Here is a 26,289-nt window from a genome sequence, read left to right on the forward strand (position 1 = left end):
CACATGGCAGGCAGAGATTTAGGTCATCAGGAAGAAACCAATTCGTTAAAATTTCATGTAAAAAAATTTCAGGATATGGATTATGCTGCATGATTGTCAATTAAGAAAAACTGCAGCATCGAGTATAACCTTTTGTTCATCCCAACCAAGATCAGCAGTGACATAACCGATGGGAAGGTGGCTACAGCCAATTAAATTTGTATGGGAAGAGGTGAGTAAATACGTTCCAAGTAGCTTATCTGCATCAGATGTGTGTAAAATATCTACATTACGCCAATATCGAGAGTATATTTTTCCATAATCACGCATGGTAAACCTCTTTCAATTGGCATGTTAGACTGAAATACGGGTGATATTCAGCTTAACCTTGGCTGTTTAAAGTGTTTTTAATGTAATACACATTAATGTGTATTACTAATTTCTACGCTTTATATTGTTTTAAGGCAAGCCTATCATTGTTCGATATCGTGCTTATTTATAAGATTCTGTTATGAACAAACTTTCTGAACGTATGGAATATGTGCTCAAATCCACTGGCACAACTCAAACTGAACTTGCTCATCGACTAGGAGTTAAGCAGCAGGCGATAAGTCGTGTCTGTAGAGGGCAAACTCAAAACTCTTCATTCTTATTGCCACTGTGTGATGAACTTGGTGTCGATGCCACGTGGTTGTCGACGGGGGTTGGTGAGCCATTTGTCCAAAAGAAAGACTTAAAAAATCAAGTAAGACGCATTCCAGAGATCAGCTGGAAACAAGCGATGAGTTGGCGTGATTATTATCAAAGCATAGATTCTAGTCAACTAGGCGAATACTGGCGAATAACAGCAGACTTAACAGATGAACAAGGTTTTGTACTTCGTGTTCATGGTGATGGAATGGAAGGCTCTGGAAGTCGAAATATACCTGAAGGTGCGATTATCATTGTTCAGCCTCAAGCTGAAAGCTTATTTAAGTCTAGTGACTTGGTGATCGCCGTTTTACCCGGTGCAGAGCAGGCCATCTTTAAACAACTCATCATTGAAGGCCAGAACCGATATTTGAAGTCATTTAATCCGCAATATCCAATGATCACACTTGATAATAATTGTAAGTTAGTGGGGTTAGTGAAACAGTCAGTGATTGAGTATTAAGCTTGTAATTTTGTTCCTATGGTGGAACAGAGGCGGAACCGGAAAAAAATAAAAAATTAACCAATTGAAATAATAGGAATAAAAAGACCATTTGGTCTCCCCACAGGGACTCGAACCCCGATCGGCCGCTTAGGAGGCGGCTGCTCTATCCGGTTGAGCTATAGGGAGGTGTTGAGAATTATACCCAGATTTACTCATATTAAAAGTAATTGTATTTCTTTACGTTAATATTGCATTAAATTCTAAATTAATCGTAGCACGAGAAAATAAAGTTTAACAATAATTAAAACAGCCTAAATACGTAACGCTTTAAAATCGATTCCTTGCGCATCTTTTGATGAAATGATCGGCTCACCTAGTAATGGCCAATTAATGCTTAATTTAGGGTCATTCCAGCGAATGCATACTTCTGATTTTGGATGGTATAAATCGGTACATTTATAAGTGCAAATTGCTTGTTCAGACAGGACGTAAAAACCATGAGCAAAGCCTTCTGGGATCCACATTTGCCTCTTATTGCTTTCTGAAAGCAATACGCCAACCCATTGACCATAGGTAGGCGAGTTTCTACGTATATCTACGGCAACGTCATAAATTTCACCAACAAGTACTTGTATAAGCTTGCCTTGAGGTTGCTCGGTTTGAAAATGCAGACCTCTAAGTACACCTTTTGATGAACTCGAAACGTTATCTTGTTTAAACTGAACCTTCAGTACGTTTTCAGCAAACTTAGATTCATGCCAGCTTTCAAGAAACCAACCTCTCTGATCTTCAAATACATTTGGTTCAATAATTCTAACGTCTGGAATATCAGTTGTTATTACTTTCATATTTTAAACTTATTTTGGTATATTGCTGCTTTCCAATCACTTGGTTTCACATCGAATACTGACTTTATTTTTTGGTTATTTAACATTGTCGTTATTGGACGGCTCGCCTTTGAGTTCAGCTTATTAAGCTTAATCGGAGAACAATTCAATTTCGCTGCATCATAGCCTTGAGACTGTAATACCTCTAACGCAAAGTCATACCAACTGACACGAGGTTCACCACAATAATGGTAAATCCCCCATCCGGTAAACTGCGTGTTTTTCTGCTCGATATCGACTATGATTTTCTTGATACTTTTAGCTAAATCATCAACAAACGTTGGACCTGAAAATTGATCATCAACGACAGCGATTCGTTTATTATTTTGTGCCATTTTTAAGATACTACGGCAAAAATTATTCCCCTCTAAAGAAAACAAAGAAGCCGTACGTACAATAATATATCGATCACAAAATCGAGCTACAGCCTGTTCCCCCGAAAGCTTTGATTTTCCATAAACGTTTAATGGCTTGGGCTTATCAGACTCTATATAAGGGGCTTCTTTTTGGCCGTCAAAAACATAATCAGTAGACAAATGAATTAAGAGTGCATCATATTCTTTGCAGGCTTTCGCTAAACGATAAGCGCCAACTTCATTAACTTTGTAACAGGCCTCTTGCTGCTCTTCAGCGCCATCAACCCAAGTATATGCAGCACAGTTAACGACGTAATCAGGTTTGTGGAATTTTAACGCTTGCTTAATTGACTCTGAGCAACTGATATTTAAATGTATCTTGCTGAAAGCAACAACATCAAACTCACCTTGAAAGTACTGAGTAAGCGAAACACCAAGCTGACCATCGGCTCCTGCGATCATCACTTTAGGTTTGGTGAGTGTCTTCAATAATATTGCCTCTGAAAACAATAAAGCCTAAGCAGATTGCCTAGGCTCTATTTAGAAGAATGAGCAAGTAATGTTAACCCGCTTTGCGAACGGCTTCTGCAATGTATTCTGCTTGAGCTTTGGTCATATCTAAATCCGTTGACTCAACCATTACACGAATCAGTGGTTCTGTACCTGATTTACGCAACAATACACGACCATTTTCCGCTAACACGCCTTCTGCATCTTTTACCGCAGCTTGAACACCTTCAGATGCAATAATTTCATCCGCATTATCGGCACGTAACTTAACGTTAATCAACAACTGAGGTAGCTTAGTCATATCAGACTTAAGTTCTGCTAGTGAAACGCCTGATTCTAACAGTGCTTTCAAAACTTGCAGTGAAGCAACAATTCCATCACCCGTTGAAGCATGGTTAAGGCTTAAAATATGACCCGAGCCTTCACCGCCTAAGTTCCAACCTGTCGCTTTAAGTTGTTCAACCACATAGCGGTCACCCACTTTGGCACGCTTAAATGGGATATCCAGCTCTTTTAATGCTAGCTCTAAACCTAAGTTAGACATTAACGTACCGACAACACCGCCTTCAAGCTCTTCAGTTGCTTTAGCTTCTTGCGCAAGAATGAATAAAATCTCATCCCCGTCAACAACTTCGCCCTTTCCATCTACAAACATCACACGGTCAGCGTCACCATCTAGAGCGATACCTAGATCAGCTTTATGTTCAAGCACCGCAGCCTGAAGGCTATCTAATTGGGTCGCACCACAGTTTTCATTAATATTTAAACCATCAGGCTTATCATTAATACTAATAATTTGAGCACCCAACTCAGAATAGACATTTGGCGCAATGTGATAAGCAGCCCCATTTGCGCTATCAACCACAATTTTTAAGTCATGCAGCGACAAGTGCTTAGGGAATGTGCCTTTACAAAATTCAATATAACGACCTGCAGCATCATCAATACGGCGTGCTTTACCTAGCGTCGCAGACTCAGCACAATCCATCGCATTTTCATTTAAAGCTTTATCGAGCAAACGCTCAATTTCTAGCTCTTGAGCATCGGTTAATTTAGTACCGTCGTTTGAAAAGAACTTAATGCCATTATCATAAAATGGATTATGGGAAGCACTTATAACCACACCCGCATCGGCTCTAAACGTCGACGATAAATACGCAACCGCAGGCGTTGGCATTGGACCAACCAAAGCAACGTTAACACCAGCTGCTGAAAATCCAGCTTCCATCGCTGACTCGAGCATGTAGCCACTTATCCGCGTATCCTTACCAATTAACACTTCTTTGGTACCCGTTGATGCCAGCACAGTACCTGCCGCCCAACCAAGTTTCATTGCAAAAGAAGGCGTAATTGGGAAAGTTCCAACTTTTCCACGTACACCGTCTGTACCAAAATATTTTCGAGACATCCTGATTCCTTCAAAAATCACTTAAAAAATTCTTGAAACTATACCACAGCTGCGTGGCGCTTTGCATATTGAGGATAAAACTGTGAAATAAAACAAAAAGACCAGTCGAATGACTGGCCTTGAATTCACCGTCACACCAGCGAAGGCTGGTGTCCAGTGACTTTTTTATCTTTTAAAGTAGAGACAATGCTACTTGTGGTAAACCATTCGCTTGCGCAAGCATTGCAGAAGACGTTTGCGACAGAATTTGCTGCTTAGTCATGTTTGCAGTTTCTTTAGCAAAGTCTACATCTTGAACACGGCTACGTGCATCAGATACGTTATTTGAAATATTACCTAAGTTATTAATGGTATGGCTCAAACGGTTTTGCGTTGCACCTAAGTCAGCACGTTGGCCATCGATTTGAGCGATAGCGGCATCGATAGTAGCAATGGCTGATTGAGCACCGCCTGCTGATGAAATATCAATAGAGTTTACACTTGCAGAATTTTCGCCATTAAAACTAATATCGGTAGAAGTACCTACTGCAGTTGCTCCCGCACCAGTAGCAGCCGTTGAAGTAATTGCCATAGCAGGTGTTGCTGTACCAGCATTATCTACAGTACCTGCAAAGCCAATGCTTTTTGTGCCATCAGCAGCAGTAATAACTTCAGCATTAACATTAACACCGGCTTCAGACATTGCAGAGTTAATTGCATCTACAACCCCACCTGCATCAGTTGCATCGCCAATATTTGCAGTAAATGTTGTACTAGCACCATTAACATCTGTTGCAGCAAAAGCGACTGTACCATCATTTCCAGCGCCGTTCGTTAAAGCACTTGTTGTTGCAGCATCAAGTCCACCAGCAGCTACTGAACGACCTTGCGCTAAAGCATCAGCACCTACATCACTTAAGGTAACAGAAATCGTTTCATTCGCTTCTGCACCTACTTGGAAAGACTGAGTACCATAAGAACCATCAAGTAGCTTTTGGCCACCAAAAGAGGTGGTTTCTGAAATACGAGTTAATTCAGTTTGCAGAGCGCCAATTTCTTTTTGTGATGCAGCACGATCTTCCGCTGAGTTTGAACCGTTAGATGCTTGCAAAGACAAGTCACGCATACGCTGTAAGATATTCGTTGACTCTTGCATTGCACCTTCAGCGGTTTGGGCAATCGAAATACCGTCATTTGCATTACGTGTTGCTACATCTAGACCATTAATTTGACTGGTGAAACGGTTAGAGATTTGCAGACCTGCCGCATCATCTTTTGCTGAATTGATTCTCAAACCAGAAGCCAAACGCTGCATTGAATCCTGAACGCCCATGTTCGCTTTACCTAGATTTCCTTGGGCCTTCATAGAAGTGACGTTAGTATTTACACTAATCATAATATCATCCTATTTATTTATTCTGACCATTCAAGGCATGTAGCGCGCTTCAGCCAGATTGTTGTTGTCGGTTACAATACTGTTAACGGCGCATCAAACATTAACTTTAGTTAATTTTTAACTTTTTTTTTGACATGTGAGGAAATTGGTCTAGCGATTGTACGTAATACCAATGAGAATACATAAACCACTGTCATGCCCGAATGCCGTTATCGGGCATCCAATGACTTTCTTCGGTTCTAAAAAAAGCGCTAGATTACCATTTCCATAGGAGTGACGACTGTAAAAGATTATAAATTTGACATTAAGTGTGCAAATATTAAACTAATCATATGCTATAACATATGTCGAGGTAATCATGAAAACAGTAGCAATTTTTAAAAATGGTAGTAATCAAGCGATAAGATTACCTAAAGAAATGCAATTTGATGACATATCAGAATTAGAGATAGAAAAAGTAGGTAACACAGTTACTCTACGCCCTGTCAAAGCTAACTGGTTGAGTCTTGCATCTATTGAACCTATAGATGACTTTTTAGTTGAACGAGAAGACGTTATTGCTGAAGAAGGACGCTTTGATTTTGATTGAACATAAAACATACATGCTAGATACCTGTATTTGCTCATTCATTATGAGAGAGAATCCGATTCAGGTTCTACAACGTTTGCAGCAAGTCGTTGAGCAAGATCATCAAATTGTAATCTCGGCAATAACTTACGCTGAAATGCAATATGGTTTATTGGGTAAAAAGGCGAAACCGAAACATAAGATATGGGTGAATGAATTTATTAAATGTATCGATGCTATTTACCCATGGGATACAGCAGCTGTTGATGCAACCGTTAAAATTAAGCACCAACTCATTCAACTAGGCACACCAATTGGTGCTAACGATACTGCAATTGCAGGCCATGCTATCGCAACAGGTTGTATCTTAATCACCAATAATTTAAGAGAATTTAATCGAGTAGAAGGATTAACAGTTGAGGATTGGTGTAGTTAGTTTTTATCTAAGCATCACAAAGCTTAAACAGCTGTTCTCTCGAGTGCACGAGCGTGCGAAACCGTCATACCCGAATGTGGTTATCGGGCATCCAGTGACTTTCTTCGAATCTGAAAAAGGCGCTAGACTCCCATTTTCATGGGAGTGACGATTTCACCCCGTCATACCCGAATGCTTTTATCGGGTATCCAATGGCTTTCTTCGAATCTAAAAAAGCCGCTAAACTCCCATTTTCATCGAAGTGACGATTTCACCCCATCATACCCGAATGCTGTTATCGGGTATCCAGTGACTTTCTTCGAGCCTAAAAAAGGCACTAGACTCCCATTTTCATGGGAGTGACGACACTAATATTAACCCAGCAGCGACAATGCTACTTGTGGTAATTGGTTCGCCTGTGCCAACATCGCAGAAGAAGTTTGCGATAAAATTTGTGTTTTTGTTAGAGACGCAGTTTCTTTGGCAAAATCGACATCTTGAACACGGCTTCTAGCATCCGCTACGTTATTTGAAATATTACCTAAGTTATTAATGGTATGGCTCATTCTATTTTGTACCGCACCTAAATCTGCACGAGAACCATCAATTTGTGCAATAGCGGCATCAATCGTTGCAATTGCCGATTGAGCGCCACCAGCAGTAGAAATATTTATAGAATTAACACTTGCGGCACCATCGGTAATCGTTGGTGCTGTAACTGTACCAGTTAATGCTGTAGTTCCATCACCTTGTTTACTGTTGGGTGCATCAAAAGTAATTGTACTATCATCGTCTACCGCTCCATCAAAAGTGATTTGAGTGCCGTCTTCGCTTACATTAGCAACAATATTGATGCCCTCATCACTGAATGCTTTATTGATGGCAGCAGCAACACCTCCAGTATCAACAGCATCACCAATATTTACATCTAAATCTACTTTTGTACCTGGAGGTGTCGCTGAGGCATTTGGAGTGAAATCGAATGCTAATACACCAGCATCACCACCAGCAGTTAGTTCTCCAATTGCAGTAGCATCAATTGCACCTGCAGTAACTGATGCACCTTTTGCTAGTGCATCTGCAGCAACATCTTCTAGAGTAACTGAAATCGTTTCATTTGCTTCAGCACCTACTTGGAAAGATTGAGTTCCGTATGTGCCATCAAGCAACTTCTGACCACCAAAAGAAGTAGTTTCAGAAATACGTGTTAATTCAGTTTGCAGTGCTGCCATTTCTTTTTGAGAGGCAGCGCGATCTTCAGCAGAGTTTGAACCATTCGCTGATTGTAAAGATAAATCACGCATACGTTGCAAGATGTTAGTTGACTCTTGCATTGCACCTTCAGCCGTTTGTGCAATCGAAATACCATCATTAGCATTACGTGTTGCTACGTCTAGGCCGTTTATTTGGCTGGTAAAGCGGTTAGAGATTTGCAGACCCGCTGCATCATCTTTTGCTGAGTTAATACGAAGACCCGATGCAAGACGTTGCATTGAATCCTGTGTACCCATGTTGGCTTTGCCTAAGTTTCCTTGGGCTTTCATAGAAGTGACGTTAGTATTGACACTGATCATAGCTATTCCCCTTAAAATCAAGCCAAAGCCAACTGCCCGGCGAAGATTATTGTTTTGTTTTAAATTTATTTGGTCGCATTTTGTAGCCAAATGCCCGCAACATTATTGTGTTGTTGCTGGGTACCTCATTGAGGCACGACTTATACTTTTTAGGGCTTACTGAAAGTCTCAGAGCCCCACAATTTGTTGTTAGTGAATCATCTTCAAGCAAAGTAAAGTGAGCTAAGTAATAATCACTTTTACTGCATTTCACATCAGCGTTATTGATTACAAGTAATCAAACAAACTCGCTGAGCTTACTCTGCTAAATAGGCTTGACGTTGCTTGAAGCGCTACCTGACTTTTTTGAAGTTCAGTAATTGCTTCCGCCATGTCCAGATCTTCTAACTTTGCTTGCGCAGAGGTATTCACTAACTTAGCGTCTTCATGTTGGCTGTTATAAGTCTCAAGACTTTTGAGATTAACGCCAGCAACACTCCGAGCTGTACTGATCTGGTCGATACCTTGGTTTATGTTATCCAATAACTGTGCCATTTCTGCCTGGCCATTTGGATTTTGCATTTCGCCACTCTCAGCAAGTGATATTGCTTGCTCTACAGTGTCGAAGATACTGATTGAAGATTGTTGTGAAAGGCTGATTTCATCGCCTATTGCAGGCGTTCCTTCAAATTCCAGTGTGACATCACCAATATCGAGAGGGTTTTCAAAAGTTATTGGAGTAGTACCGTTTACTAATACTTCTAATCCACCAGCACCGTCATCTTGAAATTTTAAAGAGTAACTTGCTGCCGGACTTGCCGCACTGGCGTCAATATTTGCCGCTGTTACCTGAAACTCGCCAGTCTGCCCTGCCTGATAATTGACGCTGTAATCACCTAATGCATTAGCGCCATTCATGAAAGCTTCGCTACCTGGAATATTGGTTTGCAGAAGTACGCCTTCAGCAACCATGCTTTGCTTAATGTTGCCATCACCAGCATATTGAATTTGTCTTGGATCAGTATTCGTAAAACTGAAAGGTTCAGACGCATTATTGAATCCCGCAAAAACAAAATTGCCGGATTCATCTTTTGAATTAGCAATAGACATTAGCGCATCGAGATCGCTACGCAGATCTTTAGCTATTGCATCAAGATCATCTTGGCTACGAGTACCGTTATTCATCTTCAGCATATTGTCTTTAATATTTCGAGATAACGATTCCGCTTCACCTAGCGATGACTCAGCATTGGCCAAACGACCTTCTGCATAGTCAATGTTCTTTAAAAATTGTTCTATCAAGTTATTCTGCTGATTGAAGTTATCAATAGTTTTCGACGCAATAGGATCATCCGCCGCAGTATTGACACGCTTTCCAGAGGAAATTTGCTCCAAAGACTTTTGCGTATCAGCTTGATGACGCAAAATACTGCTGGTATTACTATTGAACATTTGTGAAGTTGAAATACGCATCACATCAATCCTTAAATTTTGCGTTAAAATTAAATGGCGTTAAATAGAGTATCGAACACTTGCTGAGCCGTAGTCATCACTCTCGCTGAAGCTTGATAAGATTGTTGAAATCGAAGCAGGTTAGATGCTTCTTCATCAAGGTTTACACCTGAATCACTTTGCACTCGGCTGTATGCTTGTTGATAAACAGCATCTGCACTGACTAAACGAATTTCAGACCCTTTAGCTTGCGAGCCAATATCTTGTTTTGCATCTTGGTAAACATCGATTAAAGTTGATTTACCATCATTCATCAGCTTCTGTTCACTGAGTTCTGCTAATTTCACCGCATTGGAGTTGTCACCCGGTTTTGGCGTGAAATCTAGCGTAAATGAGGCTGTTTCAGAGACTGTTGAATCGATTTCAATGTCTACACCTAAAGCAGAAATTGTCGATGGTGTTCCTGCCACATTACCTGTTGCAAGTGAATTACCGCCTTCGTCTAAAATAGAATAAGTCGCTGGAGATACGGTGGTATCAAGGTTGACCGTAATGGGAGATTCAAAGCCAGTCGCATTTCGGTCAAGACCCGTAATTTTCACGTTGGTATTACCAGAATTACCATCTGCTGCCGTTACAAAACTATCCGGACTACCCGCAGCAATTTCTTTTGGATCCGTCATGGTAACGGCGATACCTGACGCAGCGCTGCCATTAGGGCGAATGGTAAAACTATCACCCGAGGCTAGATTAGTAGGGTCATCAATTTCAACACTAAAACCATCAGCGCCAGAAAGAGTATTACCCGTTAGCGTTAACGTTTGCTCATTCCCTGTTTCACTATCAACTAACTTATAGTCTGTTCCATCGTAAGTAAGGTTGTATTCATTGCCTGACAGAGAAGAAACATCGTCAATATTTACTGATAAGTTTGCCGTACCCGTATTATTCGGGTTTGCGCCTACACGTCCAAAACTGATTGACGGATCATTAATGTCCGTAAAAATGGGGTTACCTAAATTACCGTTGAGATCGACGCCCTCTGCTTGCGTTTTATTGAAAGCATCCGCAACACCCAATGCAAATTGGCTGAGTTCTTGTTGAGCGTTGAATAAACTGTCATCGCGATACTCAAACAACGCACCTAAACTGCCACCAACACGACTACCATTAAGCGGTACTTCTTTATCGCCGACTTTAGCAACAATTTGAGTGCTATTCGGGAATGGATCGCCTGTTTTAACTTCGAGTGGTGTTGCTGACTCACCCGTTACCAACATGGTATTGCCGCCGAGCATAATACTTTTGGCCCCCCCATCGAGCGGAATCACACTGATGTTGCCAAATTTACTCATTTCTTGAATGATGCTTTCTTGACGATCGAGTAGTTGACTGTTTTCACCGCCATTCTCTCTGAGCTCAAGGTTAACTTTTGCAAGTTCACTACTCAGTTCATTTAACTGTTCTACTGAGCCAGCTATTTCGCCATTGGTATTTTTAACTTGAGCATCCAAATGATTTTGCATTTGATTGATGCTTTGTGCCATTTGAGTGGCTGAGCTTAAAACTGTAGTACGGGAGCCGATATCATCGGGCAAATCAACTAAGCCATTCATTTGTGCGAACATATCGTTAAGGCTATTGGGTACTGATTTGCCGATTTCTGAAAATAACTGATCTAATTGAGAGAGCTTACTAAAAGAAGTTTCCGCTTCACTTAAGCTTGATTGACCAATTCTCAGTTCACGTGACGCAAACTCGTTATAAATACGTTTTACATCGGAAACATAGCTGCCAGAGCCATAATACTCACCACCAACTTGGCGTGCGCCTAATGTTGACTGAGTGGCAACCTGACGGTGATAACCTGTGGTATTTGCGTTGGCAATATTATTACTGGTCACAGCTAATTGAGATTGTGACGTCAATAATCCATTACGACCGATATTCAATAAATCATTAGACATTAGCTGTACCTTTTACTGCTTAAATTAAATTCTTTAAAAACATACATGCCACTACTTCCCTGCCACGACGGACTTCAATACCGACATCACTTTTTGTGTGTAATTAGGGTCCGTTGCATAACCAGCTTTTTGTAAGCCATTGATAAATTGCTCAGGTTCTTTTGCTGCTTTTAATGCGTCTTGATAGCGCTTACCGCTTGAGAGGAAGTTAACGAAGTCATCAAAGCTCTGCTTGATATCATCGTAAACTCTAAAATCAGCTTGTTGCTTCACTGCGATACCTTGCTCGAACTCTAAAGTACTGACTTTAGCTTTGTTTCCTTCCCAGGCATTTGTTGCTTTTATATTGAAAAGATTGTTACTGGTTTCACCATTAGGTTGGCGAACTACTTTTTGTCCCCAACCAGTTTCCAAAGCAGATTGCGCAATCAACACTTCTGGTTGTGTTCCTAATTTATCCGCTGCTTTTTGCGCATAAGGATAAAGTTGGTTTATAAAATCAGCTTTATCGGCAAAACCTTGTTTTGCCTCTGTCGGCGTAATCTTGCCGCTTACTACATCACTAATCGTGATTAAATTCTTATCGACCGAATTTTGAACAGCATTAATTTTTATATGACTTGGCAATGCTTTCTGAGTAAGCAAGTCATCACCTACAGGTAACTGCCCATCATTGCGCAATGTCGAGGCTGGTTTTATCTTGCTTGTTTCAGGTGACAGTTGTTTAACCATCAAGTCCGCAATACCAAGCGTACCTTTGTCAGAAAGGTCGATAGAAAGCTGCTGGTCACGCATTTGCTCATAAAAAGCGGTGTATTGTGTGTTAAACGGGCTGTCTGATTTAAAAACCTCATTAGCATCACGCATACTCTTCATCAGCATTTGAACGAAAATACCTTCAAATTGCTTTGCAACTTCTTTTAGTGCACCTTTCTCGTCTTTTTGAGCTTGAGATCTCAATTGATCTAAACCACCCAATTCAAGAAAGTTTGATGCGTTTGCTAGCTTTTCCATAAACAGACCGTCGAAACTCCAATGCCAATAATTAGATAACTATCAATTCACCTTGCAATGCGCCTGCCAACTTTAATGCTTCAAGTATCGCAAGTACGTCTGATGGTGCTGCGCCAACCAAATTCACTGCTCGGACTAATTCATCCAATGTCGTTCCAGGATTGAATAAGAACATGCGTTTGTAGTCTTCAGAGACATCAATATTAGAGTTGGTCGTTACGGCGGTTTCACCTTGACCAAACGCATTTGGTTGTGAAACTTGTGTTTGCTCAGCAATCGTAACGGTCAAGCCACCGTGAGTAATCGCTGCGGGCCTTAATCGTACTTGCTGGCCAACGACAATGGTGCCAGTGCGTGAGTTAACAATCACTTTTGCGGATTCAGCAGCTAAATCAACATTTAAGTTTTCAATAACCGCTAAAAATGAAACACGTTGAGAAGCATCACGAGGAGCACTGACTCTTACAGACGTCGCATCCAATGGCATTGCAACGTCTGGTCCTAATAATTCATTAATGGTGTCAGCCATACGCTTTGCCGACGAGAAATCTGGGCGGTGTAAGTTGAATGTTAAGTAATCACCATTTGCAAAAGGCGACTTAACTTCTCGTTCGACAATGGCGCCATTAGGAATACGGCCAACAGTTGGCGTATTTTGTATGACTTTAGAACCATCAAGTCCTTCAGCACTAAAACCACTGACGACAAGACTGCCTTGTGCAATGGCGTACACTTTTCCGTTTACCCCTTTTAGGAAAGTTTGGAGTAGAGTTCCACCACGTAAACTCTTGGCTTCACCAATGCTCGACACTGTGACATCAAGGTTCTGGCCAGCTTTAATAAACGGTGGCATATCAGCATGAACGGCTACAACGGCAATATTTTTTATTTTCGGTCTAAAGCTGTCCGGTAAATTAATGCCGAAATTTTTCAACATGGTTTTAAACGTCTGCTCGGTATAGCGAGTTTTTTCACCTGTTCCAGGCAAACCGACAACTAATCCGTAACCAATGAGTTGATTGTGACGAACACCCTGAATATCTGAGATATCTTTAATTCTCTGAGCAAAAACCTCTGTGGTTAACAGCATCAAGAGTAAAATTAGTATTACTTTTATTTTCATAACCTTGATCTCCATAACCTAGAAAGGCCACCAATCGCTTAAGAAAAACTTATTCAGCCAGCCGACTTTTTGTGCTTCGGCAAAGGTGCCTGTTCCACTGTATTGAATACGCGCATTTGCAATTCGAGTAGAGTCAATCGTGTTATCAGGGCGAATGTCTTCACTTCGTACTAGTCCAGTAACTCGAATGAACTCTTCACCATTGTTGATGGATATCCATTTCTCGCCACGTACGACTAGGTGCCCATTAGAAAGTACTTTCATTACATTGGCAGAAATACTGCCTGAAAGACTGTTGCTTTGATTGGCATCTGATTCGCGACTGGTGTCAAATGAATCTTTATATCGAAAATCGAGTGGTTTTCCTTTGAGGGTGATATTGGCACCACCACCGAAAATTGGATCTATTGAATTCGCATTCGATTTTGTAATTTCGTTCGTGGCACTTTTTCGTGCTTGCGTAGCCTCAGAAAGGTTAATAGTGATGATGTCGCCCACTTTATGTGCACGTATATCAGAATATAAACTCGCTGCTTCCGCATCCATGTAAATCGACCCCGTTGGCTCTACTCTTGTGGGAGGAGTATCTGGGTAAACTGGTGCATAAAATGGATCATCGGGAATAGGCTTGTGACTGGTAGAGTTACAAGCTGAAAGTACCAAGACCACGCTAACAAAAAATAAACTACGCATCATCAGCCGCCCATTATAGATTTTGGTTAACGTAAGACAGCATTTGGTCAACGGCCGAAATCACTTTCGAGTTCATCTCGTAAATACGCTGACTTTCAATCAGATTCACTAATTCTTCAGTAACGTTCACGTTTGACGTTTCAAGCGCACCTTGGCGAATGGCTCCCATACCGTCTAATGCTGCAGTACCTTGAATCGGTGCTCCGCTTGCCCCTGTCTCTAAGTACAAGTTTTGCCCCATTGGCTCTAGACCTGATGGATTAATAAAATCCGACATACTGAACTGACCCAGCACTTGGTTTTCTGCCGCACCATTAGTTTTGACAGATACTTCACCTTCTGCTGACACGGTTATGCTCGTTGCATCTTCTGGGATCGTAATCGCTGGCTGAATAACATAACCCGCACCTGACGTTACAATTTGACCCTGGTCATCCAAGCTGAATTGTCCATTTCGCGTGTAAGAAGTGCTGCCATCAGGCATTTGAACTTCAAAAAAGCCTGGTCCTTCAACCATTAAATCTAGCGAATTATCTGTGGTCAGCATGTTTCCTTGGGTAAACTGCTTTTGCGTGGCAACCACTTTGGTACCTGCACCAATGTTCAAACCATTAGGCAACTTGGTGTTGTTTGCACTGATACCACCCGCCTGATTCACTGTTTGATAAAGTAAATCTTCAAAAACAGCTCGGCTTTTTTTATACCCAACCGTACTGGCATTGGCGACGTTATTTGAAATAACCGCAATATCTGTTTGTTGGGCGTCAAGCCCGGTTTTGCTTATCCATAATGCCGGATGCATGACATACTCCCCTAGCTCATTCTCATCATTTGAGCAGAAGCACGATCGTTATCTTCTGCCGTTTTCATCATTTTCACTTGCATCTCGAACTGACGCTGAATATCGATTAATGCAACCATTTCCTCAACGGCACTCACATTACTGCTTTCGATTGCGCCACTTTCCAGTGCTACGTCTAAATCAATCGGCTGAGGCTGACCCGATGAATGTCTGAATAACCCATCTTGACCTCGCATCAGCTCTGCCGTTTCAGGATTAACTAGCTTGATGCGTCCAACTTGCTCTAACGCTTCAGCTGGTGCACCTTGAGGCCTAACGGTAATGGTTCCATCTTGGCTTATTTCTACTTTCTCGATGGGAAGCGGTAACACTATTGGACCGTCTTGCCCGATAATTGGGTTACCACGGTCATTTTGTAATAAGCCAGTAGTGTCAAAACTCAAGCTCCCCGAGCGGGTGTAAGCTTCTTCACCTTCTGCACTTTGCACTGCTAACCAACCATCACCTTTAATGGCAACGTCAAGATCTCGACCTGTTGTTTTGATTGCACCGGATTGAAAATTGGCGCTCGGTTGCTCAGTCATCGCAAACACACGCGTAGGTAAACCATCACCGAAGGCTTGCATCGAGCGAGCTTGCGCCATATCGGCTTTAAAACCATCGGTATTTGCATTGGCTAAGTTATTGGCACGAACAGCCAATTCAGCCATATTTTGTTTAGCACCACTGGCGGCAATATAAAGCAGCTTATCCATCACTCAATCCGTCAAAACTTAATACTTATGATGAATAAAGCATCGAACGTGCCAATTGATTAGAATCGAGTGTTTATCGGCTATTTATTAGCCTGTAAAGAAAAAAAACGAAATGCTTTGTGATAAAGAGGAAAGCCATTGCCGCAGAGGCAATGGCTTTAATATAACAAATGAACGTTGTAACTTATTGAATCTGTAAAATCGTTTGTTGCAGAGTACTGTTCACTTCCAGCGTTCTCGAGTTAGCTTGGAAGTTACGCTGTGCAGAAATCAAATCAACAAGCTCAGTCGTCAAATCAACGTTCGATTGTTCAAGTGCCGAAGAACGAATACTACCTAGCGTACCACTGTTCGCTTCACCTGCTAGTGCAGGACCTGAATCCAAACTTGAGCGCCAAGAGGTATTGCCAACCTGAGTTAATCCCTGCTCATTTTGGAATCTCGCCAAAGCAACACGTGATAATGGGATAGTCGAACCATTACTGTAACTCGCATTAATCAGACCATCAGCACCAATTTCAACATTCGTCAAACGTCCGACAGTCGAACCATCTTGGCTTAACTTAGTGACTTCAAACGGTGCTGCAAACTGTGTTGGGTTGTCAAACTCGATGTTCAAGGCTTGTGTACCATCAGCGCCGAGACCAAGTACATTAGCGCCTGTTACACCTAATGCTTCAGTATTGATTGTTGCAGGCGTACTTCCAGTGTAACCACCTACATTATCAAATGTAATGACAGCCCCTTTCCAGTCGCCAGCTAAAGCATCACGATTTCCATCAACTACTCCATCTGGTTCACCGCCCGCACCATCGTCTGCATCAACAGAGTACTGTGCTTGAGGCCCAGCAACATCAACTGGCTCGCCATCAACCGCATAGAAGGCTACCCAGTTGTTTCCATCATTGTGAGAAGCGTTCTCAGGCTTAACAAAATATGTGGTCATTACATGCGGCTCACCCAAGGAGTCATAAAATGTAATAGATGTAGAATTATTAAACGTTTCAGGGTCTTCAGGGTCAAATGCTGCTGGATCTTTAGGGTCTTCAGCAACATTCAAGTTCATTTGCAAATCAATTTTAGTCGTTTGCTCAGGGCGTCCTGCTGTATCAGGAATTCTTACTGGCTCAGTTGTCGTTAAACTGACGGATGTAGAGTTACCGTTCTTATCTACAGGGAAAGTTCTTAAAAAATTACCTGCAGAGTCAACCATAAACCCTTCAGAATCAACTTTAAATGCACCTGCACGTGTAAACGTTAAATCTTGAGAGTTTTGATCTGAAGATGTTACAAAGTAGCCACCTCCGCTGATCGCCATATCAAGTGCATTATTCGTAAACTGCAAACTTCCTTGATGGAATTGCTGAGCAACTTGAGTGGTTGTCACCCCGCCACCCACGGTTGTTTTACCGTTCGAGAAGATTGAATTTGCATAAACATCAGCGAACTCAGCACGTGATTCTTTGAAACCAATGGTATTTGCATTTGCAATATTATTGGCGGTAGTGTTTAAGTCCTTTTGTGCGGCTTCAATGCCACTTAAGGCGATGTTGAACGACATAAGTCCCCCTGTTCTGCATCATTAACTGGCGAATCCTCGCCAAATTCTTATTCCAAATATGAAAAGTCGGTATAACCGCCTTTTCTTGCGTATTCTTTCTAAGTTTCTGAAACGGCTAGCACATCACTCAATTTAACGGCACTTCCACCTGCCAAATTAAGGATAGCCCCAGTTTGAGCTGTACCCAATGAAACGCTACTTACGTGTGCATAGGTTGAAACTGGCAAATCTTGTGTTTCACCGTCAACAATCCCGCTGGCTTTTAAGGTATATTCACCTTCTGCAACAGGGTTACCGTTTTTATCTTTACCATCCCACTTAAGTTCGATATTGCCACCGTCACTGCCGTCGGCTTCAAAGGTAGTAATCAACTGGCCTTTACTGTCTTCCACTCGGACATTAATCGTTTCAACCGGTGATGTTGTGCTGGCTACACCTCTAAGCTCAGGGTTTGTTGCTGAAACATTACCTGAACTTGTTGGGATCAAAACTTTACGTCCAACCAAGCTAGAAGCTTGAAGTGCTTGGCTCGAACTCATTGTCTGATTCAGATTCAAGATTTCTTTATTTAAGTTGCCAATCCCATCAACAGTAGAAAATGACGCCATTTGCGCAATCATCTGATCATTATCAACAGGTTTAAACGGATCTTGATATGCCAACTGCTGAGACAACAATGAAAAAAAGTCATCTTGTGTGAGAGACTGATTGTTATTCGGCTCGGGCGTTTTCGATTGCTCAGGCAGTCTTAAACTGTCTAAAAAAGGATTACCTGTAGAGTTAATGTCATTCATAACCTACTCCTACTTACCCATTCTCAAGGTTTGCTGAAGCATACTTTTCGCAGTATCAGCAACTTGGGTGTTCATTTGATATGTGCGAGATGCGGAAATCATGTCAGCCATCTCTTCCATCACATTAACGTTGGGCTTATATATAAAACCGTCGCCGTCAGCCATTGGGTGATCTGGTGAGAATTCTTTAATCAATGGCTTGTCGCTTTCAACAATGCCCTTTACTGCGACTTTCATTGACGATTGATTTCCCTGCATTTGAGAAGCAGAAGCCTTATCCATTTCTGCTGCAAAAACAGGATGACGAGCACGGTATGTTTCATCAATGCTACTGGATACCGCATCAGCGTTGGCAATGTTACTTGCGGTCGTATTCAGGCGAACTGATTGTGCAGACATACCAGAACCTGCAACATCGAAAATATTAAATAAGCTCATAATTATTCACCTCTGATCGCTTTCTTCATGCCATTGAATTTGCTTTCTAAAAAGCCCAGTGACATTTGATATTCCAAAGCGTTTTCCATGAAGGAAGCTTGTTCTGTTTGCATATCCACTGTATTACCATCACCTGTGTCTGGCTGGTTAGGAATTCGATAGCCTGTTTCGGCTTGCACCACACTTTGAATTGAAAAGTGTTGCTGGTGAGTGCCGCCTAAACTGACGCCACGTTGTTTTGACACAGCACTTCGCATCGCTTGTTCAAAATCAACGTCTTTTGCTTTGTAATGAGGTGTGTCTGCATTTGCGATATTGCTGGACAATACTTCCGCACGCTTTGCTCTTACGCCTAACGTATGCTGATGAACACCTAATGCTTTATCGAAACCAATCGCCATAAAATTGCCTTTACAATGGACTTTGTTTTGTAAATGCAATAGCTATGCCAATAAATTTATCGAGATGGAATTTGAATGAAAATAGTGCAGGTGTGAATAAAAGAAGAGCGGGATAAACCCGCTATATAACCGAATAGATTATTTTTTACGATAAAAAATACCGGGATTACAACGAATCATGTCAAATTCGTCCGTCAACCCAGTAATAGACTCAGAAGCCCCAAGAAATAAGATTCCATTTGGATTAAGGGCGGCAGCGAATTGCCGTAAGATATTAGCCTTTGCCTCTGCAGAAAAGTAAATCAAAACATTTCGACAAAATATCACATCAAACTTGCCCAATATGCTGTAACTTTCTAGCAAGTTATGGCTTCTGAAGTTCACCAAAGAGCGTACTTTAGGCTTAACTTTCATATTGCCTGACGGTAAGTCATCAAAGAATTGACGCTTTCGTTCTTCAGACAATCCTCTCGCCAATGCCAGGCTATCGTATTCCGCTTGAGCGCAGCGTTCTAGCATCGTTGAAGATAAATCTGTTGCAGTAACAGTAATACCACGACCAAAACTGTTCGCTTTTTGCTGTTGGTATTCGAGGATACTCATTCCAATAGAATAAGGTTCTTGCCCTGAAGAACAAGCCGCAGACCAAACTTTGATAGGCGCTTTTTTTGCATCCATTTCTGGAAGCACTTGTTTAACAAGTAACTCAAATGGATAACGGTCACGAAACCACAAGGTTTCATTGGTTGTCATCGCATCAATTGCATCAAGCCTCAGTTGACGTTCCGTAGGCTCCATTGAACGCTTTATAACATGAGAAATACTCGGCAAATCATATTTCCCCATCAATGGCGCAAGTCTACTACGTACAAGATACTGTTTGTTGTCACCTAATACGATTCCGCTCTGCTTTTCTAAAAAGCGGCGAAACTTTTGGTATTCATCATCTGCAAATGTGCTATTTGGCACCGTACCATCCTAAGTTTTAATACAATTGGCATTCAAGTTTGCCTAAGGCGCTGTTTTATACCTTAGCTTATGAATCAATTCAATAACGAATTCAATAGTGTAATAACACTATTATAATTTATGTTACAAGCTTAATTGTTTATTCACTGCTGAAGCTAATTCATCTGGATTAAATTTCGCAATAAAGTCATCAGCTCCAACCTTTTGCACCATTGCCTGATTAAATACTCCACTTAACGAAGTATGCAAAACAACTTTTATGTTTTTCAGCTTTGGGTTTCCTCGGATTTCAGCCGTTAATGTATAACCATCCATTTCAGGCATTTCAATGTCTGAAATGATCAGAGGAATATCACTTGATAAGTCTTCGCTACTTTCAGCTTTATGTTTAAGCATGTCTAACGCTTCACGACCATCTTTTGCGGTTTCAATATTTAGATTAAGAGAGGACAGCGCTCTTACAATTTGTTTACGAGCCACCGATGAATCATCAATAACTAATACGTTATATTGTTGCTCTCTATCTATTGTTAGCTGCTCATCAATCTCTTTACTTATCTCGGTTTTCACAGGTGAGATTTCGTCTAGAATTTTTTCTACATCTAAGATCTCTACAAGCTCACCGTCTAATTCAGCCACAGCCGTTAAGTATGAATTCTTACCTGCACCAGTGGGAGGAGGCATAATACCTTCCCAATTCATATTAACAATACGCTCAACTGAGGATACGAGAAATCCCTGAACACTTCGGTTGTATTCTGAGATGATGATAAAGCTCTTATCGATGTTCTCGATTGGTTTTCCACCAGTGGCAGCACTTAAATCAATAACTGAAATCGTATTACCACGAATATGAGCAATCCCGCGAACAAATGAATTGAGTTTAGGAAGAGATGTTAAGGGTGGGCATTGAAGCACTTCCTTGACTTTAAATACATTGATACCGAACCTTTGAGAATCATCAAACTTGAATAGCAATAGCTCTAAACGGTTTTGACCAACAAGTTGAGTTCGTTTGTTTACCGACTCGAGAATACTTGACATAGCTCTGCCTATCCTTAACAACAGTCCATGTTTTTTGGCATAAGCCTTTAAAACAAGAACAAAATCTAAGTGTCTTCGCAATTATACCTTTTGCCATTAAGATGAGTCAGTTCCGTTGCATCTTTATTAGTTAGCCCATCTTATTTTTTTAACGTAAAAAATAGATATGCAACACAATTGTAAATATTTAACGGAATAAACTCCAATAACTTTACAGTATATTGTTAAACTATAACCATACTAATTATGGCGTAGAGTAAATAAACATTTACTTACACGCACAAAGTATAGGCATATTTTTATATATCGACAGAGTATTAAAAAAATGAAAGTTAGTTTTTTTTTATTTATTGCCATGATGGTTACTGCGCCTTCTACTTACAGCAAGGTAAACCCTTACGTTCCAACGCTACAAGATATTTCTAATGCTGCTCAGGGTGCTGTAAAAGATAAAATTGTGCCCGCAAAAAATGCAAAAATCACAATCACACCTCAAAATATTAATGAGCGATTTAAAAGACCACAATGCATTTCTCCTATTTCAGCCTCGCTAGTAACACCAAAGCTAAAAAGAAATAACACCGTAAAATTGAGTTGTAAAACGAATAACGCCTACCCTTGGCAAGTATACCTTTCGGTCGTGGTTAAAACTCAATATCAAGTTGCTGTTCCAACTAAGACTTTGGCTTCAAATGAGTTAATCGATGCGTCTAAAGTGACCTTGAAATATCTCGATGAAAATTCAATTCGAGGAACGCATTTCGATTCTTTAAAAACCATTATAGGCACTAAGACCAAGAAGAGAATTGCTAAAAATCATCCAATATTTTCACAAAATATATGTTTTGTTTGCAAAGGTGATACAGTAAAAATTTTTGCAAGTACGAAAAGTTTTTCCATTCGAACTACTGGAACAGCAAAAACTGATGGGAATTTGCACGACACCATTGAAATTTTAAACAATCACTCAAACAAAACCATTAAAGCTCAAGTAATTGGGATTGGCGAAGTTCAAGTCAAGATGTAGAATGTACTCAATGGTATCTTTATAAAATTAAATTGGCTTTTTTGCTAAAGCTATATTTTTATCTGTCGATATACCATATAGACTATTTGATCTTTTTATTGCTAGGGCACAAAAATGGCTATCGATACAAATAAGCTAAACAGCAATTTATCGGCACGCATGCAAACAAGAAAGGCTGCTAATCAGCCCGCTGTTTCTGAGCAAACCACTTCAAAACCTGAAGCGAGTAAAGCGCAGAAAAGTGACTCTGTTGTTATAACGGCGCAAGCTCAACAACTTCAAAAAATGCAGACTAAGTTATCTTTGATGTCTGATGTCGACCAGAAAAAAGTCTCTGAAATTAAACAAGCGATTTCAGAGGGCCGCTATTCAATTGATCCTCAAAAGCTAGCTAAAAACATTTCTAGCTTTGAATCTGAATTGAATGACCTGTATAAAGATAAGCAAGATTCGGTTTCTGAGTAGTCATTATATAAAAATGGAACAACAAGCCCAACTTCTTGAGCATCAACTTAATTTACTCAATCATTTGAGTGAAATCATTAAAAATGAAAGTGCAGCTCTTTCTGAACAAGACACAGATGCCTTGCTCACCCTTGCTGAAAAAAAATCAGAGTGTTTAACTCTGCTTCAATCTAATGATGCACAATTGAGTCTTCCTGAAAATGCTCAGTTGATTAAACAATCTGAAGAGCTTTTTAGCCAAGCGCAAAAGGCTAAGGCATTGTTAGTTGATTGTAAAAAAAACAATCAGAAGAATGCAACACTCATTGAACACAATCTTGCCAGTATCAACCGATTATCACATGCGCTTCAAGCCAGTAGAAATGCTTTTTCGATGACTTATGACGATAAAGGTCAAACATCTACCATTTCGACGTTAGGGAATAATGTCGAAGCTTAAACCTAAAAAGCCTCATTAAGATTTAATCATCATATCTTTTGAATAGAAGTGTTTGATTTGATTGTCCAACGAAGTAGTCGCCCTCGTACTTAAAAAATAAGCACGGTTCAGTATGATTAACCTTTCGAGAGCGACGAGTGATGTTAGAAATACACCACTCGTTTTACTTTGTAGTTCTTTTGACGCTGCTGGTAAAGTGCCCAGACATGTTTATAGTCAAGTTCCAACTCTGTGACATAAAAGTCACCTGACAAGTAACTTTTAACGACCTTAGCACCCCTCACAACGCCAGAAACGGATGCTCTTACTTCATCATGCTTTAGCTTCCATTCGTGAGTACTGGTAACACCATCAATTTTTTGACCGTAGATTTGTTCAGCCAGCTCTCTATAAGCATCAACTTTTGACGCTTGTAATGCTGCAAGAACCTTATCTGATTTAGTTTTCCCTGGTTGCTTAGCAAGTGAAGCATAACCTACAGCTGTCAGCTTTGGAAAATCTGTTGGTGTTTCCGCTTCCCATTGAATATGCCTATCCCTGTTTGTCGAGCAACCAGAAACGAATACGATCAATAAAAGTAAAAATAGTCGTTTCATTATTTAACTCCTAGCTGGCGAACATTTTCTTGCCCGGTTTTAGAATATCGAAATACCACACCATCCCTCACGACCACCTTTTCAGATGGCATCACATATTGAGAAAACTCAGAGACAGGCAAAGACGCTTCGGCAGCAGATAGGACAGAGTTGTCATTCAAGTTAATAACTCTGCTATTTAGCACGATGCCGTTTTTGTTTAACTCGACTGTAGATACTACAGCATGCTCAACGGACAAGTTGTGTGGCAATAACTGCCAATCTCTAGCTAACATAAATTCACCATTTGCTGTGACTTTCAGAGCATCTGTCGCATTAACATCTGTCACTTGATAGCCTCTCATCTTTAACGACGTCATAAGGCTTTGCTGTAAAACAGCAGAAAAATTTACTGTTCTGGTGAAGTCATTAGCCATTACAGGAGTCATCACAACAACTGGAACATCCTCAGCGAACAACAGACTCTGCACAGTTAATTCATGTGCTAGTTCATCCGCTAACCGTAAAACTGATGACTTGGATTCTGTGAGCATACTGCGTTCGGATGGAACAAACTGATGTTGTTCATGTGTATGTTTGTAATGAGCACATGCTGAACTTAAAGCAATCAAAGCTAAAATAAGCAAATTTTTCATGACTCTCGACCTGGCATCCAAAAAATACTGATATTTTAATTATCGGCAAACCTCTCTGTTTCTTTACTCATTTTTTTTCTGCATTCAGCCAACAAGCACACATTACTGGCCTAAATAATGCTTAACTTTAAAGATGAGTGTTCACGACATATTACTGACTAATGGAATTTTCGATATATGAATAAGTTTATTCCACTTTTATTAAACACAGTTTTAATACTGTTTCCGTTCATGGCTCAAGCGAATTGGGTCGAGGTTATTGGAAAATCATATATCGAAAATGATGATATTGAACAAGCAAGACGAAATGCCATCGATGACGCACTCCTTAATGCAGACTTCCAATATGGCGTGCACGTTACCAATCAATATGAAATCGTTGATGGCAAGCTAGTAAACGCTTCTACTGTCGCAGATCAGAGAACAAAAGAAAATACTGACTTTGAATTAGCAAATGAGGATTTAAATGATGATGAGCTCATTATCGGACTTAGGGTATTTATCGATGGACTTACACAGAATAGAGAGCCTAGAAACTTATATAAAAAACAGATATTAGTGCCACAAACTGTAGTATTAGCACCCCAGCAACTGGCATACGGCCAAATAAATCAGTTTGGTAGCTCTATATCTAAAAAATTATCAACACTCATTGATGAACAATCTAAAACCGCTTATTCCGCTTCATATCCATATCAAAAGCTCGATTTTACCCCGTCAAAATTGTCTACCAATAATGAAAGGTTACCACAGTGGTTGGGTGTTAAAACTGAATCTCAGTATGTAATAATTCCTGAGCTCATAGACGCTTCAAGCGAGCAAACGTCGTCATTCGGCTTATTCTCTTCAACCAATCGACAGTTCCAGCTAAAGCTCTCTTTATATCACTCAATCAGTGGTGAGAAAGTTTGGCAAAAATCTTATTCAACTCAAGCGGAATGGGAATTTGCTAGAAACCAAATTGTTACAACAACTACAAACTTATTTTGGTCATCAGAATATGGCGAAAAAGTCTCTCGAGTGCTTCAACAAGCAGCCAGGGATCTCGGAAGGTTTGTAAGCTATCGCTCTTTAATGGGGCAGATCATTGCCAAAAAGCAAAATAAACTGTTATTGAATATTGGACGTAAAAATGGCCTGAATGTTAATGACACTTTAAAAATTATTCTTAAACGTGACTTGCCCGATAGATTACAGGCGATAAGGCTTATTGCAGAGAGCAGTGAAGCAAAGGTCATTGTAAAACAAATTACTGAGGATACCGCATTAGTAGAGTGGCTAGATCATTCAAGGATGGAAAGCATACAAATTGGTGACATCGCAATTGCTAGATAAAGTCGAGTTTCGGCTATTTGCGAATCCTTTGATAATTTACCACTGAATAATAAATAGTCGGCTATGAAAAACACCTAAAATTATGATCGCTAATACAATATAGCTCTTTGATACATTCAATTTCGACCAGAAATGATATAGTGAACCTACGGTTTCTGGTCGTTTTTGGTGCTAAAAATGCTCTCCGAAAGCCCTTCAAATTTACCTCATGCCAGTCTGTTTAATATCACAGACCAACTTCTGCAAACTCATCCTTTAATCATTTTAGCTAATGCCTTTGATTGGCAAGCGTTGGAAGAAAATTTCAAGCCGTTATATAAAAAATTAGGCCGTAAAGCGAAGCCGATTCGGTTGATGTGCGGTTTGTTGATACTCAAGCAACTCTACAAATTAAGCGATGAAGCTCTGGTCGAACAATGGCTGATGAACGTGTATTTTCAAGTGTTTTGTGGTGAAACAGAGTTCCAAACCAAGCGACCTTGTGATGCCAGTGAGCTCAGTGTTTTCCGAAAGCGCATCGGTGAAAAAGGTTGCGAAAAAATCTTTGCATTATCTGTGGCGTTACACGGTGACAGAGCCGAAGATGATACCGT

General features: G+C 40.5%; 28 protein-coding genes, 1 tRNA gene and 1 pseudogene. 8 read left to right on the top strand and 22 right to left on the bottom strand.

Going from position 1 to position 26,289, the window contains the following annotated elements; translation table 11 throughout:
- Nucleotides 1-126 precede the first annotated feature (126 nt).
- A pseudogene (locus JQC92_RS13540) lies at nucleotides 127-309 on the bottom strand (hypothetical protein); the annotation flags it as partial.
- Nucleotides 310-490: 181 nt separating this feature from the next.
- Here JQC92_RS13540 and JQC92_RS13545 point away from each other — a divergent pair.
- On the top strand, nucleotides 491-1,132 hold the full coding sequence (locus tag JQC92_RS13545; RefSeq protein WP_205000140.1) for a LexA family protein: 642 nt from the start codon (nucleotides 491-493) through the stop codon (nucleotides 1,130-1,132).
- A gap of 92 nt (nucleotides 1,133-1,224) precedes the next feature.
- On the opposite strand, the gene JQC92_RS13550 is transcribed toward JQC92_RS13545, so the two are convergent.
- The 5 genes from JQC92_RS13550 to JQC92_RS13570 form a co-directional block, all read right to left on the bottom strand.
- Nucleotides 1,225-1,300: transfer RNA gene (locus JQC92_RS13550), tRNA-Arg, on the bottom strand.
- Between the two features lie 125 nt (nucleotides 1,301-1,425).
- Nucleotides 1,426-1,962 (bottom strand): dTDP-4-dehydrorhamnose 3,5-epimerase, encoded by a 537-nt coding sequence (gene rfbC, locus JQC92_RS13555; RefSeq protein ID WP_205000141.1) that lies wholly within the window; start codon nucleotides 1,960-1,962, stop codon nucleotides 1,426-1,428.
- Nucleotides 1,959-2,846 carry a dTDP-4-dehydrorhamnose reductase gene (gene rfbD / locus JQC92_RS13560; RefSeq protein WP_205000142.1) on the bottom strand — a complete coding sequence of 296 codons (888 nt, stop codon included), beginning with the start codon at nucleotides 2,844-2,846 and terminating at the stop codon, nucleotides 1,959-1,961. Before rfbD ends, rfbC begins: the two co-directional genes overlap by 4 nt.
- A gap of 73 nt (nucleotides 2,847-2,919) precedes the next feature.
- Complete coding sequence (gene glmM / locus JQC92_RS13565; RefSeq protein WP_205000143.1) at nucleotides 2,920-4,275, bottom strand: phosphoglucosamine mutase; 1,356 nt, start codon at nucleotides 4,273-4,275, stop codon at nucleotides 2,920-2,922.
- Between the two features lie 172 nt (nucleotides 4,276-4,447).
- Nucleotides 4,448-5,653: a flagellin N-terminal helical domain-containing protein gene (locus JQC92_RS13570; protein WP_205000161.1), complete on the bottom strand. Its 1,206-nt coding sequence runs from the start codon at nucleotides 5,651-5,653 to the stop codon at nucleotides 4,448-4,450.
- A 355-nt stretch (nucleotides 5,654-6,008) separates the two neighbouring features.
- Between JQC92_RS13570 and vapB the strand changes: the two genes are divergently transcribed.
- Nucleotides 6,009-6,239 carry a type II toxin-antitoxin system VapB family antitoxin gene (gene vapB / locus JQC92_RS13575; protein WP_205000144.1) on the top strand — a complete coding sequence of 77 codons (231 nt, stop codon included), beginning with the start codon at nucleotides 6,009-6,011 and terminating at the stop codon, nucleotides 6,237-6,239.
- Nucleotides 6,232-6,654 carry a type II toxin-antitoxin system VapC family toxin gene (locus JQC92_RS13580; RefSeq protein ID WP_239480565.1) on the top strand — a complete coding sequence of 141 codons (423 nt, stop codon included), beginning with the start codon at nucleotides 6,232-6,234 and terminating at the stop codon, nucleotides 6,652-6,654. Before vapB ends, JQC92_RS13580 begins: the two co-directional genes overlap by 8 nt.
- A gap of 353 nt (nucleotides 6,655-7,007) precedes the next feature.
- Here the strand turns inward: JQC92_RS13580 and JQC92_RS13585 are convergent, their stop codons facing one another.
- The 14 genes from JQC92_RS13585 to JQC92_RS13650 all read right to left on the bottom strand — a co-directional run bounded on the left by JQC92_RS13585 (nucleotide 7,008) and on the right by JQC92_RS13650 (nucleotide 21,199).
- A complete protein-coding gene (locus JQC92_RS13585) occupies nucleotides 7,008-8,207 on the bottom strand; it encodes a flagellin (protein ID WP_205000145.1) in 1,200 nt (399 codons plus the stop codon).
- A 267-nt stretch (nucleotides 8,208-8,474) separates the two neighbouring features.
- Nucleotides 8,475-9,659, bottom strand: coding sequence for a flagellar hook-associated protein FlgL (gene flgL / locus JQC92_RS13590; RefSeq protein ID WP_205000146.1), 1,185 nt, complete (start codon nucleotides 9,657-9,659; stop codon nucleotides 8,475-8,477).
- 29 nt (nucleotides 9,660-9,688) lie between these two features.
- On the bottom strand, nucleotides 9,689-11,605 hold the full coding sequence (flgK, locus tag JQC92_RS13595) for a flagellar hook-associated protein FlgK (protein WP_205000147.1): 1,917 nt from the start codon (nucleotides 11,603-11,605) through the stop codon (nucleotides 9,689-9,691).
- A gap of 51 nt (nucleotides 11,606-11,656) precedes the next feature.
- Nucleotides 11,657-12,619 carry a flagellar assembly peptidoglycan hydrolase FlgJ gene (gene flgJ, locus JQC92_RS13600; RefSeq protein ID WP_205000148.1) on the bottom strand — a complete coding sequence of 321 codons (963 nt, stop codon included), beginning with the start codon at nucleotides 12,617-12,619 and terminating at the stop codon, nucleotides 11,657-11,659.
- Nucleotides 12,620-12,650: 31 nt separating this feature from the next.
- Entirely contained in the window at nucleotides 12,651-13,742 is a 1,092-nt protein-coding gene (locus JQC92_RS13605; RefSeq protein WP_205000149.1) for a flagellar basal body P-ring protein FlgI, read from the bottom strand.
- A gap of 18 nt (nucleotides 13,743-13,760) precedes the next feature.
- A complete protein-coding gene (gene flgH, locus JQC92_RS13610) occupies nucleotides 13,761-14,435 on the bottom strand; it encodes a flagellar basal body L-ring protein FlgH (RefSeq protein WP_420851319.1) in 675 nt (224 codons plus the stop codon).
- A gap of 13 nt (nucleotides 14,436-14,448) precedes the next feature.
- On the bottom strand, nucleotides 14,449-15,237 hold the full coding sequence (gene flgG / locus JQC92_RS13615) for a flagellar basal-body rod protein FlgG (RefSeq protein ID WP_129946495.1): 789 nt from the start codon (nucleotides 15,235-15,237) through the stop codon (nucleotides 14,449-14,451).
- 11 nt (nucleotides 15,238-15,248) lie between these two features.
- Nucleotides 15,249-15,992 (bottom strand): flagellar basal-body rod protein FlgF, encoded by a 744-nt coding sequence (flgF, locus tag JQC92_RS13620; protein ID WP_205000151.1) that lies wholly within the window; start codon nucleotides 15,990-15,992, stop codon nucleotides 15,249-15,251.
- A gap of 184 nt (nucleotides 15,993-16,176) precedes the next feature.
- Complete coding sequence (gene flgE / locus JQC92_RS13625; RefSeq protein ID WP_129946497.1) at nucleotides 16,177-17,553, bottom strand: flagellar hook protein FlgE; 1,377 nt, start codon at nucleotides 17,551-17,553, stop codon at nucleotides 16,177-16,179.
- A gap of 98 nt (nucleotides 17,554-17,651) precedes the next feature.
- Nucleotides 17,652-18,347, bottom strand: a complete 696-nt coding sequence (gene flgD, locus JQC92_RS13630; RefSeq protein ID WP_205000152.1) for a flagellar hook assembly protein FlgD — start codon at nucleotides 18,345-18,347, stop codon at nucleotides 17,652-17,654.
- Between the two features lie 9 nt (nucleotides 18,348-18,356).
- Nucleotides 18,357-18,785 carry a flagellar basal body rod protein FlgC gene (gene flgC, locus JQC92_RS13635; protein ID WP_129946499.1) on the bottom strand — a complete coding sequence of 143 codons (429 nt, stop codon included), beginning with the start codon at nucleotides 18,783-18,785 and terminating at the stop codon, nucleotides 18,357-18,359.
- Nucleotides 18,786-18,787: 2 nt separating this feature from the next.
- Complete coding sequence (gene flgB, locus JQC92_RS13640) at nucleotides 18,788-19,186, bottom strand: flagellar basal body rod protein FlgB (protein WP_129946500.1); 399 nt, start codon at nucleotides 19,184-19,186, stop codon at nucleotides 18,788-18,790.
- A 138-nt stretch (nucleotides 19,187-19,324) separates the two neighbouring features.
- The gene (locus JQC92_RS13645) at nucleotides 19,325-20,155 is read right to left on the bottom strand and encodes a CheR family methyltransferase (RefSeq protein ID WP_129946501.1); all 831 of its coding nucleotides are present in this window, start codon (nucleotides 20,153-20,155) and stop codon (nucleotides 19,325-19,327) included.
- Between the two features lie 123 nt (nucleotides 20,156-20,278).
- Entirely contained in the window at nucleotides 20,279-21,199 is a 921-nt protein-coding gene (locus JQC92_RS13650; RefSeq protein WP_205000153.1) for a chemotaxis protein CheV, read from the bottom strand.
- Nucleotides 21,200-21,524: 325 nt separating this feature from the next.
- Between JQC92_RS13650 and flgA the strand changes: the two genes are divergently transcribed.
- From flgA to JQC92_RS13665, 3 genes are all read left to right on the top strand, one after another.
- Nucleotides 21,525-22,226: a flagellar basal body P-ring formation chaperone FlgA gene (flgA, locus tag JQC92_RS13655; RefSeq protein WP_205000154.1), complete on the top strand. Its 702-nt coding sequence runs from the start codon at nucleotides 21,525-21,527 to the stop codon at nucleotides 22,224-22,226.
- Between the two features lie 114 nt (nucleotides 22,227-22,340).
- Nucleotides 22,341-22,691 (top strand): flagellar biosynthesis anti-sigma factor FlgM, encoded by a 351-nt coding sequence (gene flgM, locus JQC92_RS13660; RefSeq protein ID WP_205000155.1) that lies wholly within the window; start codon nucleotides 22,341-22,343, stop codon nucleotides 22,689-22,691.
- Nucleotides 22,692-22,704: 13 nt separating this feature from the next.
- Nucleotides 22,705-23,130, top strand: a complete 426-nt coding sequence (locus tag JQC92_RS13665) for a flagella synthesis protein FlgN (RefSeq protein WP_205000156.1) — start codon at nucleotides 22,705-22,707, stop codon at nucleotides 23,128-23,130.
- Between the two features lie 143 nt (nucleotides 23,131-23,273).
- Here the strand turns inward: JQC92_RS13665 and JQC92_RS13670 are convergent, their stop codons facing one another.
- Nucleotides 23,274-23,726, bottom strand: a complete 453-nt coding sequence (locus JQC92_RS13670; RefSeq protein WP_205000157.1) for an LPP20 family lipoprotein — start codon at nucleotides 23,724-23,726, stop codon at nucleotides 23,274-23,276.
- The gene (locus JQC92_RS13675; protein ID WP_205000158.1) at nucleotides 23,726-24,361 is read right to left on the bottom strand and encodes a FlgO family outer membrane protein; all 636 of its coding nucleotides are present in this window, start codon (nucleotides 24,359-24,361) and stop codon (nucleotides 23,726-23,728) included. The genes JQC92_RS13670 and JQC92_RS13675 overlap by 1 nt, the downstream gene beginning before the upstream one ends.
- Nucleotides 24,362-24,538: 177 nt before the next feature.
- On the opposite strand from JQC92_RS13675, the gene JQC92_RS13680 reads away from it, so the two are divergent.
- Both JQC92_RS13680 and JQC92_RS13685 read left to right on the top strand, forming a co-directional pair.
- Complete coding sequence (locus JQC92_RS13680) at nucleotides 24,539-25,696, top strand: flagellar assembly protein T N-terminal domain-containing protein (RefSeq protein WP_205000159.1); 1,158 nt, start codon at nucleotides 24,539-24,541, stop codon at nucleotides 25,694-25,696.
- A gap of 177 nt (nucleotides 25,697-25,873) precedes the next feature.
- Nucleotides 25,874-26,289, top strand: a 416-nt coding sequence (locus JQC92_RS13685; RefSeq protein WP_205000160.1) for a transposase, incomplete at its 3' end; no start/stop codon positions are given.

Origin of the sequence: Parashewanella hymeniacidonis, assembly GCF_016900895.1 — a bacterium.
GTDB classification, from domain to species: domain Bacteria; phylum Pseudomonadota; class Gammaproteobacteria; order Enterobacterales; family Shewanellaceae; genus Parashewanella; species Parashewanella hymeniacidonis.

Excerpts from the sequence above, each read along its gene's own strand:
- JQC92_RS13545 (WP_205000140.1), top strand. The coding sequence starts at position 491 with ATGAACAAACTTTCTGAACGTATGGAATATGTGCTCAAATCCACTGGC.
- rfbC (WP_205000141.1), bottom strand. The coding sequence starts at position 1,962 with ATGAAAGTAATAACAACTGATATTCCAGACGTTAGAATTATTGAACCA.
- glmM (WP_205000143.1), bottom strand. The coding sequence starts at position 4,275 with ATGTCTCGAAAATATTTTGGTACAGACGGTGTACGTGGAAAAGTTGGA.
- vapB (WP_205000144.1), top strand. The coding sequence starts at position 6,009 with ATGAAAACAGTAGCAATTTTTAAAAATGGTAGTAATCAAGCGATAAGA.
- JQC92_RS13585 (WP_205000145.1), bottom strand. The coding sequence starts at position 8,207 with ATGATCAGTGTCAATACTAACGTCACTTCTATGAAAGCCCAAGGAAAC.
- flgL (WP_205000146.1), bottom strand. The coding sequence starts at position 9,659 with ATGCGTATTTCAACTTCACAAATGTTCAATAGTAATACCAGCAGTATT.
- flgK (WP_205000147.1), bottom strand. The coding sequence starts at position 11,605 with ATGTCTAATGATTTATTGAATATCGGTCGTAATGGATTATTGACGTCA.
- flgJ (WP_205000148.1), bottom strand. The coding sequence starts at position 12,619 with ATGGAAAAGCTAGCAAACGCATCAAACTTTCTTGAATTGGGTGGTTTA.
- JQC92_RS13605 (WP_205000149.1), bottom strand. The coding sequence starts at position 13,742 with ATGAAAATAAAAGTAATACTAATTTTACTCTTGATGCTGTTAACCACA.
- flgH (WP_420851319.1), bottom strand. The coding sequence starts at position 14,435 with ATGCGTAGTTTATTTTTTGTTAGCGTGGTCTTGGTACTTTCAGCTTGT.
- flgG (WP_129946495.1), bottom strand. The coding sequence starts at position 15,237 with ATGCATCCGGCATTATGGATAAGCAAAACCGGGCTTGACGCCCAACAA.
- flgF (WP_205000151.1), bottom strand. The coding sequence starts at position 15,992 with ATGGATAAGCTGCTTTATATTGCCGCCAGTGGTGCTAAACAAAATATG.
- flgE (WP_129946497.1), bottom strand. The coding sequence starts at position 17,553 with ATGTCGTTCAACATCGCCTTAAGTGGCATTGAAGCCGCACAAAAGGAC.
- flgD (WP_205000152.1), bottom strand. The coding sequence starts at position 18,347 with ATGAATGACATTAACTCTACAGGTAATCCTTTTTTAGACAGTTTAAGA.
- flgC (WP_129946499.1), bottom strand. The coding sequence starts at position 18,785 with ATGAGCTTATTTAATATTTTCGATGTTGCAGGTTCTGGTATGTCTGCA.
- flgB (WP_129946500.1), bottom strand. The coding sequence starts at position 19,186 with ATGGCGATTGGTTTCGATAAAGCATTAGGTGTTCATCAGCATACGTTA.
- JQC92_RS13650 (WP_205000153.1), bottom strand. The coding sequence starts at position 21,199 with ATGTCAAGTATTCTCGAGTCGGTAAACAAACGAACTCAACTTGTTGGT.
- flgA (WP_205000154.1), top strand. The coding sequence starts at position 21,525 with ATGAAAGTTAGTTTTTTTTTATTTATTGCCATGATGGTTACTGCGCCT.
- flgM (WP_205000155.1), top strand. The coding sequence starts at position 22,341 with ATGGCTATCGATACAAATAAGCTAAACAGCAATTTATCGGCACGCATG.
- JQC92_RS13665 (WP_205000156.1), top strand. The coding sequence starts at position 22,705 with ATGGAACAACAAGCCCAACTTCTTGAGCATCAACTTAATTTACTCAAT.
- JQC92_RS13670 (WP_205000157.1), bottom strand. The coding sequence starts at position 23,726 with ATGAAACGACTATTTTTACTTTTATTGATCGTATTCGTTTCTGGTTGC.
- JQC92_RS13675 (WP_205000158.1), bottom strand. The coding sequence starts at position 24,361 with ATGAAAAATTTGCTTATTTTAGCTTTGATTGCTTTAAGTTCAGCATGT.
- JQC92_RS13680 (WP_205000159.1), top strand. The coding sequence starts at position 24,539 with ATGAATAAGTTTATTCCACTTTTATTAAACACAGTTTTAATACTGTTT.